Annotated in this window: 17 protein-coding genes and 1 pseudogene; 12 read left to right on the forward strand and 6 right to left on the reverse strand. The window is 59.1% G+C overall.

Translation table 11 applies throughout. From position 1 onward, the window contains the following. Positions 1-2: 2 nt before the first annotated feature. The 7 genes from ACSQ3F_RS21685 to ACSQ3F_RS21715 all read left to right on the forward strand — a co-directional run bounded on the left by ACSQ3F_RS21685 (position 3) and on the right by ACSQ3F_RS21715 (position 7702). On the forward strand, positions 3-1439 hold the full coding sequence (locus ACSQ3F_RS21685) for an NAD-dependent succinate-semialdehyde dehydrogenase (RefSeq protein WP_436102333.1): 1437 nt from the start codon (positions 3-5) through the stop codon (positions 1437-1439). Between the two features lie 11 nt (positions 1440-1450). Continuing rightward, entirely contained in the window at positions 1451-2260 is an 810-nt protein-coding gene (locus ACSQ3F_RS21690) for an HpcH/HpaI aldolase family protein (RefSeq protein ID WP_436102334.1), read from the forward strand. After that, entirely contained in the window at positions 2260-3228 is a 969-nt protein-coding gene (locus ACSQ3F_RS21695) for a hydroxyacid dehydrogenase (protein ID WP_436102335.1), read from the forward strand. Before ACSQ3F_RS21690 ends, ACSQ3F_RS21695 begins: the two co-directional genes overlap by 1 nt. 285 nt (positions 3229-3513) lie before the next feature. Continuing rightward, positions 3514-4590 carry an ABC transporter substrate-binding protein gene (locus tag ACSQ3F_RS21700; protein WP_436102336.1) on the forward strand — a complete coding sequence of 359 codons (1077 nt, stop codon included), beginning with the start codon at positions 3514-3516 and terminating at the stop codon, positions 4588-4590. A gap of 70 nt (positions 4591-4660) precedes the next feature. Then, positions 4661-5476 (forward strand): ATP-binding cassette domain-containing protein, encoded by an 816-nt coding sequence (locus tag ACSQ3F_RS21705; RefSeq protein ID WP_436102337.1) that lies wholly within the window; start codon positions 4661-4663, stop codon positions 5474-5476. 37 nt (positions 5477-5513) lie between these two features. Further along, positions 5514-6713 carry a sugar ABC transporter permease gene (locus ACSQ3F_RS21710; RefSeq protein WP_436102338.1) on the forward strand — a complete coding sequence of 400 codons (1200 nt, stop codon included), beginning with the start codon at positions 5514-5516 and terminating at the stop codon, positions 6711-6713. Positions 6714-6829: 116 nt separating this feature from the next. Continuing rightward, complete coding sequence (locus ACSQ3F_RS21715) at positions 6830-7702, forward strand: MurR/RpiR family transcriptional regulator (RefSeq protein WP_436102339.1); 873 nt, start codon at positions 6830-6832, stop codon at positions 7700-7702. Between the two features lie 5 nt (positions 7703-7707). Here ACSQ3F_RS21715 and ACSQ3F_RS21720 read toward each other — a convergent pair. From ACSQ3F_RS21720 to ACSQ3F_RS21745, 6 genes and pseudogenes are all read right to left on the reverse strand, one after another. Then, a pseudogene (locus ACSQ3F_RS21720) lies at positions 7708-7917 on the reverse strand (glutathione S-transferase family protein); the annotation flags it as partial. 147 nt (positions 7918-8064) lie between these two features. Continuing rightward, positions 8065-8337 carry a 4-oxalocrotonate tautomerase gene (locus tag ACSQ3F_RS21725; RefSeq protein ID WP_436102340.1) on the reverse strand — a complete coding sequence of 91 codons (273 nt, stop codon included), beginning with the start codon at positions 8335-8337 and terminating at the stop codon, positions 8065-8067. A 196-nt stretch (positions 8338-8533) separates the two neighbouring features. Continuing rightward, positions 8534-9286 (reverse strand): ATP-binding cassette domain-containing protein, encoded by a 753-nt coding sequence (locus tag ACSQ3F_RS21730; RefSeq protein ID WP_436102341.1) that lies wholly within the window; start codon positions 9284-9286, stop codon positions 8534-8536. A 12-nt stretch (positions 9287-9298) separates the two neighbouring features. After that, positions 9299-10306, reverse strand: a complete 1008-nt coding sequence (locus ACSQ3F_RS21735; RefSeq protein WP_436102342.1) for an ABC transporter permease — start codon at positions 10304-10306, stop codon at positions 9299-9301. Beyond that, a complete protein-coding gene (locus ACSQ3F_RS21740; protein ID WP_436102343.1) occupies positions 10306-11394 on the reverse strand; it encodes an ABC transporter permease in 1089 nt (362 codons plus the stop codon). The genes ACSQ3F_RS21735 and ACSQ3F_RS21740 overlap by 1 nt, the downstream gene beginning before the upstream one ends. Positions 11395-11487: 93 nt before the next feature. Then, positions 11488-12453: a substrate-binding domain-containing protein gene (locus ACSQ3F_RS21745; RefSeq protein ID WP_436102344.1), complete on the reverse strand. Its 966-nt coding sequence runs from the start codon at positions 12451-12453 to the stop codon at positions 11488-11490. A gap of 197 nt (positions 12454-12650) precedes the next feature. On the opposite strand from ACSQ3F_RS21745, the gene ACSQ3F_RS21750 reads away from it, so the two are divergent. From ACSQ3F_RS21750 to ACSQ3F_RS21770, 5 genes are all read left to right on the forward strand, one after another. Continuing rightward, on the forward strand, positions 12651-13685 hold the full coding sequence (locus tag ACSQ3F_RS21750; protein ID WP_436102345.1) for a LacI family DNA-binding transcriptional regulator: 1035 nt from the start codon (positions 12651-12653) through the stop codon (positions 13683-13685). Positions 13686-13874: 189 nt separating this feature from the next. Then, entirely contained in the window at positions 13875-14927 is a 1053-nt protein-coding gene (locus tag ACSQ3F_RS21755) for a fatty acid desaturase (protein WP_436102346.1), read from the forward strand. Between the two features lie 133 nt (positions 14928-15060). Then, positions 15061-15384 (forward strand): MocE family 2Fe-2S type ferredoxin, encoded by a 324-nt coding sequence (locus ACSQ3F_RS21760; RefSeq protein WP_436102347.1) that lies wholly within the window; start codon positions 15061-15063, stop codon positions 15382-15384. Between the two features lie 39 nt (positions 15385-15423). After that, positions 15424-16398, forward strand: coding sequence for an aldo/keto reductase (locus tag ACSQ3F_RS21765; protein WP_436102348.1), 975 nt, complete (start codon positions 15424-15426; stop codon positions 16396-16398). After that, positions 16395-17126 carry a creatininase family protein gene (locus ACSQ3F_RS21770; RefSeq protein ID WP_436102349.1) on the forward strand — a complete coding sequence of 244 codons (732 nt, stop codon included), beginning with the start codon at positions 16395-16397 and terminating at the stop codon, positions 17124-17126. The genes ACSQ3F_RS21765 and ACSQ3F_RS21770 overlap by 4 nt, the downstream gene beginning before the upstream one ends. The last annotated feature ends 211 nt before the right edge of the window (positions 17127-17337 follow it).

Here is a 17337-nt window from a genome sequence, read left to right on the forward strand (position 1 = left end):
CCATGTATCAGAACTATGGACTTTTCATCGACGGCAAATGGCTTGGCGCGTCGGACAACGCAACGACGGACGTTCAAAGCCCGGTCACCGAACAGGTGCTGGGGGCAGTGCCAAGGGCTAGCCTTGCAGATACGCAAAACGCTCTTGCCGCCGCCGTGAAGGGCTTTGGAAAATGGCGATCGACAAGTGCCTTTGCCCGCGCTGACGCCATGCATCGAATTGCGGACGAAATGACACGCCGCGCCGACGAAGCCAAGCGGATGATTTCCCTTGAGACGGGCAAACCGATCGGACAGTCCGAGCGCGAGTGGGCACTGTCGATCGACCAGTTCAGGTGGTTTGCCGAAGAAGCCCGGCGCATATACGGGCGAATCATCGAATCGCGCGTGCCGAATGGGCGTTTCGAAGTAACCCGTGAGCCTGTCGGAATCGTCGGGGCCTTCACCGCATGGAATTTCCCCGCGGCACTTGTTGCTCGAAAGGCGGCACCCGCGCTTGCAGCAGGCTGCTCCATTATCATTCGCCCCTCCAGCCAGACGCCCGGCGTCGCCATGGTGATGGTGGATTGCATGCGGGCAGGCAACTTGCCGGACGGAACTGTCAACCTTGTGGTCGGTCCGACTGCGACGACCTATACGCCGATCATGGCTGACAAGGCGGTTCGCAAAGTGTCATTGACCGGGTCGACACGCGTTGGTCAGCAGATGATCCGTGATGCCGCGGACACGGTTAAGAAAGTGTCGATGGAACTCGGCGGCAACGCGCCCCTGATCGTCTACGACGATGCCGATCTCGAACTCGCGCTCAATGTCTCGGTTCCGACGAAGTTCGCCAACGCGGGCCAGGTCTGCGTGACGCCCGATCGGTTCTTCGTGCACGAGCGGCTGCACGATCAGTTTGTCGATGGCCTCGTTTCAAGGACGAAAGCACTCAAATTGGGTGACGGTCTCGATCCCTCGGTCCAGATGGGACCACTGATCAATGCCGCAAGGCTCTCCGAGGTCGAGTCCATTGTCGGCGACGCCCTGAAATCGGGGGCCACTTTGGCCACTGGCGGCGAACGCGCCTCGGAGTTCAACGCGGGCCATTTCTACAAGCCGACCGTTTTGACCGACGTGACGGACGACATGAAAGTCTTCGCGGAAGAGAATTTCGGACCGATCGCTGCGATCACACGATTTTCCGAGGAAGACGAAGTGCTGGCCCGCGCCAATGCATCGGAGATGGGCCTCTCCGCCTATGCGTTCACACGATCGCCGGACCGTGCGCGGCGGACCGTTGCCGCACTCAAGGCTGGGATGGTTGGGATCAACAGTTTCGCGCTTGCGGCCTCCGAAGCGCCCTTCGGCGGCACCAACCATTCAGGTATGGGCAGAGAAGGCGGCATCGAGGGCATTAGCGATTATCTGGATACCAAGCTCGCCCAGATCGTGTTCTGAGGAGGTCGATGATGTTGAAGAACAGACTCAAGCAGATATGGGCGGAGGGCCGCCCTTCCATCAATGGCTGGCTGTCCATAGGCAACGCTTTCACCGCCGAAATCATGGCCGCCCAAGGCTACGACTCGGTATCGATCGACGTTCAGCATGGAGCCTTGGACTACGGGGCAGTCCTGCCCATGTTCCAAGCTATGCGTGCATCGGGCGTCGTTCCCATGGCGAGGGTACCATGGTTGGAGCCTGGGATTATCATGAAAGTGCTCGACGCCGGGGCATACGGCGTCATCTGCCCGATGGTGAACACGGCTGAACAAGCGGCCGAGTTCGTCAGCTATATGCGATATCCCCCGCATGGCCAGCGCAGTTTTGGACCGACACGGGTGAGTTTCGCCGCCGGCGCGAATTATGCCGGAGAGGCCAATGACGAAATCCTGGCATTTGCCATGGTCGAGACCAAGCAGGCGATGGCAAATCTCGACGCAATTGCCGCGACGCCCGGCCTCGATGGGATTTATGTCGGGCCGGCTGACCTGACGTTCAGCCTGATGGACGGCACGCTTGCGCCTGGCTTCGACCGCGAGGAGCCGGAAATGATCGAAGCCCTCCAGCGAATCGTCGCCGCGTGCAAGTCAAACGGCATTCGGGCTGCACTACATTGTGGCACGGCCGATTATGCGGCCAGGGCGATCGGCTGGGGTTTCGACATGACGACAGTTTCCGGCGATTCGCGTCTGCTTGCTGCCGCGGCGGCGGCAAGCGTCGGGCGGTTCCGCGAACTCGTTGGCCAGGCTGCGGGAAAAAGCGAGAGAGGGGCATATTGATGACGCACATTCTTGTCGCTGGAAAACTCCATCCGTCGGGGGTCGCGCTGTTGAACAGCGTGCCGGGTGTCACTTTCGATTATGTCGAGGAAGTTTCCGAGCCGTCATACGCGCCGCTGATCGGCAAGGCAGATGCGCTGGTATTGCGAACACAGCCGCTCTCTGCCGCAACCGTCGCCAATGCCGGTCGGCTCAAGGTCGTCTCGCGGCACGGGGTCGGCTATGATGCAGTCCACCTGCCTTCCCTCAACGAAAGAGGCATCGCTCTCACCATTGTTGGCGATGTCAATTCGGTGTCGGTTGCCGAACACGCCATGATGCTGATTCTTGCGGCATCGAAGCGGGTGCTGCGGGGTGACCGTGCCGTTCGGCAACCTGCCGAATGGGGATGGCGGAACAGGCTGGAGGCGGAGGAGATTTCCGGCAAGAGCCTGTTGATTATCGGCTATGGCCGGATCGGCCGTCACCTTGCGCGGATGGCAGCCGGCTTCGGGATGGAGATCAAGGCTTTCGACCCCTATCTGACGACACAGGGCTGGCCCGATGGGCCGGTCGGCGCAGTAGACACCCTTTTGGAGGGCCTTGCTTGGGCGGATTACGTTTCCGTCAACGTTCCCAAGGCCGATCGCCCAGTTATTGGGTCGGCTGAGTTCGCGGCGATGAAGCGCGGGTCGATCCTGGTCAACACGGCCCGTGGCGGTGTTGTTGAAGAAGCGGCACTCGTGGACGCACTACGGTCTGGGCAGATTGGCGCGGCGGGACTTGATGTCTTCGACGACGAGCCGCCGGCTGAGGATAGCCCGCTACTCGGCTATGATCAGGTTGTGCTTTCGCCTCATATCGCGGGATTGACGAGAGAGTGCGGGGAGCGAATGGCAGTAGCGTCAGTTCAGAACGTGCTGGATTTCTTCGCGGGAAGCATTGACCCAAAGCTGGTCGTTAATGGTGGCAACGGTATCGGCAGCTAAGCCCTGCCTCCCAACCATAAACCCTGTTCAGGATGCACTGTCGGTCTGAGGCGATGGGCTGTGCACCTGTGCATTTTGGAGTTTTGCAACGAATATTGCGAATATTGTATTCTACCACATTATATTGCATTTTTCCTTTGACTCATTGAGTTTTGCATAATAGATATTTACGCAATGAACATTGCAAAATGGAGTTGCGCGGTGTTCAGGCCGGGGGCTGACGCGGGAGGCGTCTCCTGCAGCACCCTGCGGCTATGGGAGACTATTGTTCCACGGGAGGTATAAATGGAACGCCTGATCACCACACTTTTAGCCACAACAGTCATTGCCGCCGCGTCGCTGTCCGCGGCCGTCGCAGAGGAGAAGTCGAAGGTTTTCTTTCTTCTCCCAAACGAGACGACGATCCGGTTCGAGAGCCGTGACGCTCCGTTCTTTATCGACGCCATGAAGCAGAAAGCACCGAATGTCGAAGTCGTGGTGCAGAATGCGCAAGGTGATCCAGCCAAGCAGCAGTCGCAGGTCGAAGACGCGATTGCACAGGATGCCAAGGTCATCCTTCTGACATCCGCCGATGCCAATCTTGCCGCCGGCGAATTGGCCGCAGCCGAAAAGGCAGGCGTTCCCGTTGTCCTTTATGACCACGACGCCGTTGGCGGGAAGGCAGACGCGCACATCGTTTTTGACTCTCTCGCTGTTGGCAGGGAGCAGGGGAAACGAGCCGCCGAACTGATCAAAGCTATGTCGAAAAGCCCTGTCAGGGTGGCCCGCGTCAAGGGCAACCAGGGAGAATATGGCACGACGCAGTACGAAGCGGGTCAGAACGAATTCCTTCAGCCGTTGATTGACGCCGGCAAGATCCAGGTTGTCTGCGAACAATACACGCAGAACTGGGATCCGGTCCTGGCGCAAAGCTTTGCCGAGGATTGCCTCACGAAAAATGGCGGCGACGTTGATGTGTTTGTCGGCATGAACGACGGTACGACGGGCGGGTCCGTGGCAGCTCTGATCTCGCAAGGCTTCAAGCCTGGCGACAAGCTGGTAACCGGGGGGCAGGATGCTACGGTCGAAGCGCTACGTTACGTCGCCCAGGGATGGCAGGACAACTCGGTTCTGAAAGACCTCAAGGTGCAGGCGAACTATGCGGCCGACGTCGTCGCTTCGGTCGCGGGCGGCAACGGCGTGCCCAAAGACCTCATCAACGGCAAAGTCAACAACACGTTCATGGACGTACCCGCGGTGTTCCTGCCCGTCTCCAACATCACCAAGGACAATCTCGGCGACGTCGTGAAGGCCGGCGTCTGGACTTGGGCGGAAATTTGCAAGGGCATCGAGACGAGCGAAGTCTGCAAGCAGAACATGTAGTCATCGGGTGGCTTTGGGAGCGGCGAAGGCCGCTCCCTCTATTTTCGAACGCGATTGGGAGGAGGTCATCATGACCGTAACGATCGATGCTCTTTCAGAGGCAAGAGCAGCGCGGACGACGTCGTCGGTGCCGCTGATCTCGATGCGCAACATACAAAAGTCCTTCGGTTCGGTGCATGCACTTCGTGGAGCGTCGGTGGAGGTACATGCAGGCGAGATCGTTGCGCTTGTCGGCGACAACGGGGCGGGAAAGTCGACGCTTGTCAAAGTCATGGCGGGAGTGCACGCGGCGGACTCGGGTGACTATGAGATCGAAGGCAAGCCTGTCCATATCCGCACCCCATCCGATGCGACGGCTTACGGTATCGCCACGGTTTACCAGGACCTGGCCCTTTGCAACAATCTCGACGCTGTACAGAACCTGTTCCTTGGCCGCGAACTGACGGGGTCCGGCATTTTCGGCAGGCGTATAAGACGTGCAGAATGCGAAGTGAGGGCACGCGAGGTGATGACCCGTATGCGCCTCGGAAATCTGTCGCTCACCCGCCCCGTCGGGGCGATGTCCGGCGGTCAGCGTCAGAACATCGCCATTGCGCGTTCGATTCTCTGGAAGCCCAAAGTCGTCATCCTCGATGAACCGACGGCGGCCTTGAGCCACTCCGCTGCGCAACAGGTCGCCGACCTCATCCGCAGCCTTGCCGACGACGGACTGGGTGTGGTGGTCGTCAGTCACGACATCCATCATTTCGTGGTGAACTCGACCGACAGGATCGAGGTCATGCGTCTCGGCGCGAACGCTGCGAGTTTCCGCTCCAAGGACGTGACCGGCGAAATGGTCGTCAACGCAATGGTCGGCGGCAACGAAGGCGTAAACCTCGCAGGCTGACCCGCGGAGAATGCTCCGCTTTCCAAGGATAATGTCTATGGCTTCCATCTCCGCCAACGCGGCACCCAAGCGGCGCACCTTCGGGGAACTTCTGACGAGCGACCTGCGGGCCTTGCCGGTCGTTATCGCCCTCATCGCCCTCTGGGTATTCTTCGCCTTTCAGAGCGATGTCTTTCTCTCGCCGCGCAACCTCTCGAACCTTCTGTTGCAGTCGACCGTGGTTGGCATGATGGCGCTTGGCTTGATGTTCGTTCTTCTTGTGAAAGAGATCGACCTATCCGTTGCGGCTATCCACGGTGTCACGGCGGTGCTGAGCGCCAAGCTCATCGTGGATTACGGGGTCTCGCCCTGGATATCCCTCCCGGCCTCGATCCTGATCGGTGCCGCGATCGGGTCGTGCTCGGCGCGTTGGGTGAACTGGGTCGGCGTCCCGTCCTTCGTGGTCACACTTGGCCTCGGGCTTGCTTTGAACGGCATCCAACTTCTGCTGCTTCCCGCCACGGCACGGTATGGCTTGATGGGAACCGGCGTCGAGTTGATTGCACAGACGACAGTCTCCGGAGTCTATGCCTGGTTCGCCTGGGCGATCGGCATCGCCGCACTCGGCGTGTTGATCCTGTCCCGCGTCGCGCGCAGGCGTAAGGCAGGACTCGAAGTCTCTACCCTGAACGCGGTTGTCATTCCGCTGTCTGGTGCCGGGGTGATCGGTGCCATCGCTGTTTTGGTGTTGAACGCCAATCAGGGTATTCCTCTGCCGGTACTGATTTTCGCGATTCTGTTGGGTATCGGAGGCTACATCCTCAACGAGACCCAGTTCGGACTTTACCTTTACGCTGTCGGCAACAATGACGAAGCGGCGCGCAGGGCGGGCATCAAGGTGCCGTTCATTCGAATGGCTGCCTTCGCCATCGCCGGAGGCGTCGCCGCCATCGCTGGCATTGTCGCCTCGTCCCGGACGCTCGGTGTAGGTGTCTTCTCCGGTGGTGGCGTGGGCGGCGGCACCCTTCTTCTCGAATCCATCGCCGCGGCGGTGATCGGCGGCGTCAGCCTATTCGGCGGGCGAGGTGCCATTCATGCGGCACTCTTGGGCGCATTGGTGATCGGGACCGTGCAGAACGGCCTGAACCTGATGGGAGTCGACAATGAAGTCAGACTTATCGTCACCGGACTTCTCCTCGTCCTGGCGGTATCGATCGACAAGATCATCGAAAAGCTGACAGGCCAGCAGGCATTCTAGTCGCCGAGGCGGCCTGTGAAGCTTTGGTGTTGACCATACCGTTGGAAAATACAAATAGGGGTTGGCAATCCGCAGGCGCGCAGCGCACAATGCAATGAATTTTGCAGGATGTGGGAATGGCAGAAATCGAACCGCCGCGTGACTACGAAGAACTGATCCGCCTCGTCCATGAGCGGTTCGAGAACATGAGCAAGTCGTATCAGAAGATTTCTGTCTATCTGACGCAGAACCCGAACGACGTTGCCGTGCTTTCTGTGAGCGCAATTGCAGAACGCTGCGGCATCCACGCATCAAGCTTCGTGCGCTTCGCCCAGTCTTTGGGATATGAGGGCTTCAAGGAACTCCAGGGTCTGTTCCAGAAGCGTCTTTCCACTGCTGCCCCCGGCTTCGAAGCCAGGGTCAGGGCGCTCGAGGCCGAGCTTGGAGCGCGGACTGATCGGAGCGAACTTGGTTTCCTTCGCGATCTCGTCGTGCGTGACATGGCGTCGCTTCAGGACCTGCTTGCTCAGGTCTCTGCCGAAGATATGGCTCGCGCTGTCGACCTGTTGGAGAAAAGTGACACCATCTACCTTATCGGACAGTTGCGCTCGGCACCGGTGGTCGATCTCCTGCGTTATGTCCTGACGATGCTGGGCAAACGTTGTGTGCTTCTCGACCCAAGTGGTGGCCTTGCCACCTACATGGCACGCACGATGACCAAATCGGACCTGCTGCTGGCGGTCTCGTTCCGGTTTTACGCAACCGAGGTTGTGAATGTGGTGGAGCAAGTCGCGGAGAAAGGGGTTCCCATTGTGGCGATCTCCGACAGCACGCTTTCGCCCCTGGCGAAGTCCGCTTCAGTGCTGTTCGCAGTTCCCGAGCACGAATATACATTCTCCCGTTCGCTTGCGGCTCCGATGTGTCTCGCTCAAGCGCTGACAGTGGCATTGGCCAGCCGGCTGCAGGACAGTTCCAACGATCCACGGATTCCAACGGTGACGGGCCAGTGAAGGAGCCACAGGGCGAGATTGCCTTCCTCATCGGTTGGAATCTGCCCGAAAGGATGAAGCGCGAGATGCGCGGGTTCCTTGATTGCTTTAAACGAAAGAAGACGAACGTCGTAAGGCTGGCCCACTTGTTCAAGCGCCCAGCGAACATGCATGTCACGCGCCAGTCCCTTACGGCGATCGGGTGACCGTTCAAAGGCGGTAATTGTAGCAGTCATCGTCGTTCTCCATAGCTTGTCTGTCTTGAAGACGACTGGCTAAACGAGCTTCCGACACCTCATGCTCAAGAGCATTCTCGCCGTCCGTTCAAATACAGCTCAAGGGATGCAAGGCATCGTGACTCGGCCCGCACGGCCCCGTGCGAGTTACTCCTGCTTCGGCGTTGCGTAAAATTTCCCGGCGTGCGCCCAGTTCGTCGGAGGGATTTCGACGAATACGATGTCGATAGATTCGACCGGACAATTCAACACCTCCGAAGTGAGCTTTGTCACCTCCTCGACGTATCTGGTCTTTTGCTCGTGTGTCCGCCCTGGGGACAACTCGATCCTGACGATTGGCATTTGATTTCTCCGTTGATTGGTGATTGCGTCGGCATCCGTTCGACCACCGACAATGGCAAAGCGACAACTGAGTCTCAAGACCGCGCATCAGATTGTGATCGGAGCCCACGCTTGTTGCCGTCACGGTGATGTCGACGAAGGGTACTTTGATGGGAAGGGAGTGATCTTTGCTCGCGCTAGGATCATGAAAAAGCGGCTGCATGAGATTGCAGCCGCTTTCGCCGGCCAGGGAGGGGCGCGGCATGACTTGGGACATATGGAGGCTTATCGCAAGTCAATGGGTCATGATCAGCGCGGTCAATTCGTCGAGGCTGGTCTCTTCCTTGCGAACGGATTTCACCACCGTGCCGTGCGAGACAACCACGAAGCGGTCGCAGACCTGATAAGCGTGATAGAGATTGTGGGTGACAAAGACGCAAGACCGTCCGCCCTCTGCAATGTCGCGCATGATCGCCAGTACCTTGTTTGTCTCTCTCACTGACAAAGCCGATGTCGGCTCGTCGAGCAGCAGGATGTCGCGCTGGAAATGCACCGCCCGCGCAATGGCGACTGCCTGCGCCTGGCCGCCGGAAAGCTCCTCCACAAGAAGATCCGGCGAGGTGATGCCGGCAATCTTCACATGTTCGTTGAGGATCGACATCGCCGTCTCCCGCATCTTCTTCATCTTCAGGAAGCCGAAGGGATAACGTTCTTCGCGACCGGCGAAGATGTTGCGGAGAATGGACATGGATTTCACCAGCGCGATGTCCTGGTAGATCGTCTGGATGCCGGCGATCTCCTCGCTGTCGCGGCGGGACTGGACGCTGATCTCTTGTCCCTCGCGCATGAACTTGCCGGTATCCGGCCGGATGATGCCCGACAGGATCTTGATGAGGGTCGACTTGCCGGCGCCATTGTCGCCGAGCAGGCCGGTGACTTCGCCGCGATAGATGTTCATGTCGACGCCCTGGAGTGCGCGGACGTGACCATAGGACTTGGCGATGCCTTGGATGGAGAGAAGGGGAGTGATGGCTGCTGCATTGTCCATGATGATATCCGATCAATAGCGTTTCTTGGCGACCTGGTTCAGCGTCACGCCGAAGACGATGACGAGACCGACGAAGAGGTCGAGATAGAAGCCGGGAAGCCTGGCAAGCAGGATGACGTCCTTGACGAGGTGGAACATGACCGCCCCGATGACAATGCCGAGAACCGATCCGCGTCCGCCGGTAAGTGCGATGCCGCCCATCACACAGGCCGCGATCGCTTCCAGCTCCATGAACACCTGCGGATCGGTCGTTGCCGTCTTCACCCGGGTGATGGCAAGAACCCCGGCGGCAGCCGCCATCAAGGCGCACCAGATGAAAGCTGCAATCTTGGTGCGCGGCACGTTGATGCCCACCTGATTGGCCGCCATCGGATTGCCGCCGACGGCAAAGAAGTGATTGCCCAGCGTGTGCCTGTTGAGGATGAGCCAGGCGAAACCGGCAAGCACGAGGAACCAGACGAACTGCATCTGGATACCCACGATCTTGCCGACGGTCAGGAATTCGAACCATTCTGGCGGGGCGAACATGAGAGGTTTGTTCTGTGAGACGAGCCTTGCGCCGGAGCGGAAGATGAAGAGCGTGCCGAGCGTCGTGATGAAGGACGGAATACCGTAGTAGACGGTGATCCAGCCGTTGATGAAGCCGATCACGGCTGCGATTGCCAGAGCCGCAGCCACGCCGACGAGAACCGGATAGCCGAGGCTGTAGCACAGCACCATGACATAGGAGGAGAGCCCGAAGGTCGCGCCGACCGACAGGTCGAATTCCCCTGATATCATCAGGAGACCCATACCCAGCGCCATGATGCCGAGTGTTGGAATGGCGCGTGTCAGAACGTTGACGTTTGCCGTCGACAGGAAGCGAAACTGGTCGGGAACGGCAAGAGAGATCGCAACGCAGATGGCGATGGCCGCAATGAAAATCAGCGTAACGTTTCCGGCTGGATGCGCGCGGACCCGGTCAAGCCAGGATTTCTGCGTGTAACGGGTCGAGGCGGCCTGTCCGATTGCGGTGTTCATCAGTATCTCCTCCGGCCTGTCGCTGCGCCGACGTTCATATTGAGGATGACCGAGACGATGATGATCGTGCCGATGAAGACGGGCATGAACTCGCCAGGAGCGCGGATCAGCAGAAGAATGTTCTCGACGGTGACGAGTAGAACAGCGCCGAGCGTGATGCCGACGATCGAGCCGCGCCCGCCAAACAGGTAGGTTCCGCCGATGACGCAGGCGGCGATCGCCTGCAGTTCCAGCCCCGTCAGCGTCTGGCCAGGATCGATGGTGTTGATACGCGTTGCCTGCATCAGGCCGGCAAAAGCCGAACAGACCGAACAGATCATGAAGGCGAAGAGCTTGGTCCGGTGTGTCCGGATACCGTTCTTTTCCGCTGCTTCGGGATCGCCGCCGGTGGCAAAGACATGATTGCCGAAGACATGACGGTTCAGAAGATACCAGGCACCGAGACCGAAAACCGCCAGCCAGAGCGTCTGTGCGTAAAACGGCCCCCAGAGATGGCCGGCCATCAGCGCTTCGAACCAGACGGGCGGCTTCAGGCTGATGGCACCCGGCTGCCCGGTCGATGAACTGATCGATATGCCGCGAACGATGCCGCGCAAGACGAACATCATGCCGAGCGAGGCGATGAAGGACGGAACCCGCAGACGGTTGACGACGAAGCCGATGGTGGCCCCGATCAGCGCGGCGATGAGGAACGACATCGCGATTGCTGGAAGGAAAGGCCAACCCCACTGGGTAAACGCAAGAGCAGCGAGAAACGGACAGACCGTGTAGACACCAGCCAGGGACAGGTCGAATTCGCCGGCGATCATCAGCAATCCGGCGCCGATCGCCATGATAGCGATCACCGGAATCTGCTGGGCGAGAACGGAGAGATTGCCTGTGGTGTAGAAGTTGAAAGTGTCGGGGTAGGCAATCGTCGCACCGATGGTGCCGGCAAGAATGAGCCCGGAGAGAATGGCGATGTTGGCAGACGCATTCCGCATGAACTTCTGACGCCGGTTCTGCGTGCGGTAGCGGGTCGATGCTGCGCTGGCAATCGCCTGCGTATCGGTCGCGGTGGCCCCGAGGGCCTTGGGTATCGTGGTCATGACAATGATCCGAAGCTAAGGGCGGACATCGGCAGGATGTCGGTGCCTGAACAGCAGGGTGAGACGGGGCAAGGCCCCGCCTCTAGCGTCCCGTCACCGGTAGGTGCCGGTGAACTTCGCAACGATTTCGGCGTTCGACTTGTCGATGATGCCGTTGGAACTGTTGAAATCCGCCGGTGCAAGCCCGTAGCGCACTTCATAGGACGCCATCATCACGGCGAGAAAGCCCTGCCAGAACGGCTGCTGATCGACGGTGGCGATCGTCTTGCCGTCGGTGATGTTCTTCATGATTGCCGGAGATGTATCGAAGCCGCCGTTCGGCAATGGCTCGAGGCCCGCTTCCTCCACCGCCTGCGGGATGACGCCCGTTGGCGTGTTGCCGAGACCGATCACGCATTTGGTGTCCGGATTGGCCAGAAGATACTGGGCAATCAGTGTCAGGGCTTCCTCCGGCTTGTCGCCGGTCCGCAGGATCTCGCCATCGGCTCCCACGGCACGTAGCGCATTGAGGACACCCTGTCCGCGTGACGCGATGTGGTGCTGTTCCGGGCTTTCGCCGGGCAGCAGGCATTTGTCGCCCTTGGTGATCTTGCCGTCCGTTACAATGCGATTGCCGATCAACTCGCCTGCCGCAACAAAGTCCTGACCAATATAGGCTTCGCGAGAGCCCGACTTTGCACCATCCGGATGGTCGGTGTTGGTGGCGATCACCTTGATGCCGGCAACGCGCGCCTTCTTCAGCGGCTCGGTCATGGCTTCAGGGGCGGCGATCATCGGAATGATGGCGTTCTGCTTGTTGGCGATCGCCTGTTCGATGTAATTGACCTGACGGGCCGGGTCGAACTCGGCGTTCTGAATGTCCAGCGTCACGCCAAACTTCTCCGCGGCTTCGTTTGCCCCCTTCAACAGCGGCTCCCAGAAGGCGTTTCCGAGACAGCAGTGCACGATGAGCGTGACGTCGATCTTGTCGTCGTCGAGCTTTGCCACGGCAGGCGAGATCTGGGCAGCCATACCAAGGGCCGCCACTGTGTAAACAAGTGACCTTGTTAGCGTTTTCATCTGTTCCTCCTCGATGAGGGCCCACTCCTCTGAGACCCATGCAGGGAATTTCACTGCGATAGTGATGTTTTAGCCCCGCCTAAAAACGCTACTTGAAGAGGACCCTATGTCGCAGTGTGTATTTTGGTGGTTTTCCATCATTTCTCCGATTGCCAGATTACCTCCATGAATGAATGGTTGAAGCCGGAGGAGGAGTCATGAAAACAGAACATACGAAACGCGGTGTGGCGGACATTGCCGCGCGCGCAGGGGTGGGCACGGCGACTGTCGATCGCGTGCTGAACGAACGCGGCGGGGTCAGCCAGAAGACCATCGAGAAGGTGCTTCATGCCGCGCGGGAAATTGGCGTTCGCCGGATCTTGCCATCCAGCCATCAGCGCATCATCCGCATCGAAGCCATCCTGCCACGGCCGGAGCTGCCGCTGATCGCGCGGATGATCAACGAGTTTCGCCATGTGCTAGCCCGCGCGCAGAATTTCGGCCGGCCGGTCATCATTCAACGGCGTGTGCTGAAGGATGAAGCGCCACTGACGATCGCGCATGCCCTGCGCGAAACGAAGTGCGATGCCGTCATCGTCTACTCGCAGGAGCACGAACTGGTCGATGACGCCATCCACGATCTTCACCTCAAGGGCATTCCGGTCGTCACGCTGATCTCCGACCTGTCAGGGTCCCAGCGTCTCGCCTATGCGGGGACCGACCACGTTCGCGCCGGAAGCACTGCCGGATATTTCATGGGCAGCATCGTCCACAGGCCGGGGCCGTTGATCGTTCTCTGCAACCATCTCGGCTTCCAGTCCCATTCAAAGCGCGTCGAAGGTTTTCGCGAGGCGCTGAGGCTTTATGCCCCTTCGCTGGAAATTTCCGAGATCGTGGAGGGCCATGACGATCGCATTCTATCCAAGAAGAAACTGGCGGCGGCATTCAAGGCTCATCCGGATACGGTTGGTATCTACAATGTCGGTGCTGCCAACCTGGCGGTGATCGCCGCGATCCATCAGAATATTCTCCATCGCAAGCCAGTTTTTATCGGGCATGAGCTGACCGAAAACACCCGCCTGATGCTGAAGGAAGGCGACATGGCGATCGCCATCGATCAGAACCCGGAGCAGCAGGTGCAGTTCGCGCTCAGCGTGCTGATGCACCATTTCGGTTTCGAAGGCATGGACTACATCACACTTCCTTATGTCAGCCCGGTTCCCTTCACGCTTTACGGGCCTACGAACACTTAACGCCGCGAACACTCCGGGTTTTGATTTAAAACCATCAGAAAGCTGACTACGCAATCGCATCGCGATGACTACACTCACCCGAAAACCCGGCTTTTGGCGGGAGAACTCTGCCAGCGAGGCGGTAGACCGGCTTTCATTCCGGACTGCGGTGCTTGGGAAGCGGCAGCAGAGTCCATGGAGGAGATCGCGATGCAGACTGCAAGGAAAACCTATGCCTTGGTGGGCAATGCCGGTCAGGCAAATTCGTTGACCAACGACAATTTCGAGGCCGATGTTTCCACGCAATGGTTTGCGGCGCGGATCGATCGCAAGCTGATGAAGTCCTTGATGAAGCGGGACGACAAGCCGGCACTCGTTCATTTCGGCCTTTGGTTGCTCCTGCTCGTCGGCTTCGGCGGCGCTGCCATCGCCACATGGGGCACCTGGGCGACGGTGCCATGGCTGTTGCTCTACGGCGTGATCTATTCGATGTCCGATCACCATGCGCACGAGCTGTCGCATGGCACGCCTTTCAAGTCGAAATGGCTGAACGAACCACTCTATCAACTGAGCGCCTTCATGACGCTGCACGAGAGCGAATATTGGCGCTGGAGCCACACGCGCCACCACACCGACACGCTGCTCGTCGGCCGCGATCCGGAAATTGCCGTCATGGCGCCGCCGAACATCTTAAAGGGTGTGCTGGATTTCTTCTTTCTGTGGTCCGGCACACAGTTGCTGATCTCAATCGCCAAGCACGCCTTCGGCAACCTGTCGGGCGATGGTGAGCACTTCATCCCGGACAGCGAGCGCGGCAAGATCGTCCGCACCGCGCGCATCTATCTGCTGATCATGGCTGCGACAGTTGCCCTTGCCGTTGCGTTGCAGAGCTGGCTGCCGGTTTTGCTCGTCGTGACACCGCGTTTTTACGGCGGGTTCATGGCGCAGGCGTTCAATGTGACCCAGCATGCCGGGTTGCAGGAAAACGTGATGGATCACCGGCAGAACTGCCGGACCTTCTATACCAATCCCGTATTCCGCTTCCTCTACATGAACATGAACTACCATGTGGAGCATCACATGTTTCCGATGATCCCGTATTTCCGGCTGCCGGAGATGCACGAGGCGATCAAGGACCAGTGCGCGCCTGCCTATCCCTCCGTCTGGGCCTGCTGGCTGGAACTGGTCCCGGCCGTCTGGAAGCAGCGCCGCGATCCAAGTTTCTACATCACCCGCCCCGTCGCCATGGCGGCTGCCGAATAAAGTCGCCGAACATGGCTGCCGCCGCGGTTTGTGGCGGCTGGCGGTGTTCCTAAACGATCGAAGAACAGAAATTCGGTCGGACAAAGGCTGAGCGCCGCCCGCTCGTCTCAACATCAAATTTACAGGTGAAAAAATGCTTGTTGAAACAACCACATGGATCAAAGCCTGTGCTGCCGATGATATAGATGAAGAGGACGTCATCCGCTTCGACCACGACGGTCGGACCTATGCGATCTACCGCAGCGAAGACGACACGTTCTTCGCGACCGCAGGTCTCTGCACCCACGAGAAAGTCCATCTCGCCGACGGTCTGGTGATGGGAAACATCATCGAATGTCCCAAGCACAATGGCCGTTTCGACTATCGCACGGGAGAGGCAAAAGGCGCCCCCGTCTGCGTCAACCTTCTCACCTATTCGGTGAAGGTCGAGGACAGCACGGTCTTCATCCAGATCTGACGACGGCCGAATCCGCCAACGATCGAGGGGAGGGACAGCATGCAATACAGGACATTCGGAAGAACTGGTTGGCAGGTCAGCGAGATCGCGTTCGGCGGTTGGCAGCTCGGCGGCGACTGGGGCAATATCGATGATCGCCAGTCGCTGGACACGCTGCTCTACGCCTACGAGAAGGGCATCAACTTCGTTGACACGGCAGAGCTTTATGGTTCCGGCCGCAGCGAAGAGGTGATCGGCAAGTCGCTGAAGGGGTGGAAAGGCGGCAAGATCTATGTCGCGACCAAGGCCCAGCCGATCAGATGGCCAAGTCCCGATCTCGACAATCCCGAAATGAAGGGACGTTATCCCGACTGGTATCTGCGCGAAAACGTCGAAAACTCGCTGCGGCGGCTCGGCGTCGAGCAACTCGATCTGTTCCAGCTGCATTGCTGGCTCGCCGACGGTATCCAGACGCTCGAATGGCTGGAGACGCTCAACGCGTTGAGGCTCGAGGGCAAGGTCGACCGCATCGGCGTTTCGATCCGTGATTACCGGCCGGAGGAGGGCGTCGATCTGGCCAGGCTCGGACTTGTCGATTCCATTCAGGTGGTCTTCAACCTGTTCGAACAACGCCCGGCAGGCGCGCTGTTCAACGCTGGGGAAGCGACAGAAACGGCTTTCATCGCGCGCGTACCGCTCGACTCCGGCTCCCTTGTCGGCAACTGGACGGAAGAAACGAACAAAAGCTGGGAGCCGAACTCTGTTCCGGCCCAGTTGTTTCGCGACGAACGCTTCCCCGAAACCTTGCGGCGCATACAAGCGCTGAAAGCGGATTGCGGGACTTACTTTCCGACTCTCGCCGAGGCGGCGATGCGCTATGTGCTGAGCGCACCGCAGCTTTCGACGCTGATCCCCGGCATGAAGAACCGTGCCGAGGTCGACATGAATGTCGCCTATTCCGACGGTGCGGCGTTTCCCGATGAATTGGCGGAAAAGCTTCCCGCACATGCCTGGCCGAGGAATTTTTACAAATGACCCAATGGGCAAACGATCCTTTCCAGGCAGTCCGCATCGAATACCTGCTGCCGCACGAAATCCGCGCCGCCGTTTCTGCAATGCCGGTCGCATATGTTCCACTCGGTACCTACGAATGGCACTGCGAACATTTGCCGATCGGGCTCGATAGCCTGACTGCGCAGGGGCTCTGCCTGCGGGCGGCCACCTCCGCCGGCGGACTTGCGCTGCCGCCGCTTTATTATGGCACCGGCGGCGGACATAGCGAGTATCCCTGGACAATGATGATTGAGACGGACGCGGCAATTGCCGCATTGCTTCGAAAAACGTTGTCGAGGCTGAATGATTTCGGCTTCAAGGTCGTAGTTCTCTTTTCCGGACATTTTGCCGATACGCAGATCGACATGATTAAACGGCTGGCACGTGAATGGAACGGCGGTGGTACCAGCATGGCCGTTCTTGCATTGGCGGTGAACGAGATTGAAGGCCTGCCGCTCGCCCCGGATCATGCCGGTCTTTTCGAAACCACTCTGCTGGGCGAGTTGTGGCCTGACCGAGTTGATATCGGACAGCTGCCACCGGTCAATGAATCCGAACCGACGGACAGACATGATCCGACGCACCCGATCTGGGGCGTGATGGGGGCTGACCCGCGGGTCTACGAGGCTGAGACTGCGCCGAGGCTTGTCGACCCGTCGGTCAATTGGCTTGTTGCGAAAGTGAACGATGCGATCCGTCGCCGGGCGTAGCACGTCGACGGAAAACCGTCTGTTTTTCCACTTTCGGGTTGGGCATCGACCGTCATAATATCGGACACACGGTCCAACGACCGACGGTCATACCGCCAGATCCCACATTTTGATCGACGCCCGGTTAACGTTACGGTGCCCTGCAAGGAGCTCGTGGAACTCATGGTGCGGTCGATGTACGCGGAGGAAAACACGGTGGCGGGCCAGGTCT

It is taken from the genome of Pararhizobium sp. LjRoot238 (assembly GCF_964252955.1).
Taxonomy (GTDB): Bacteria; Pseudomonadota; Alphaproteobacteria; order Rhizobiales; family Rhizobiaceae; genus Pararhizobium.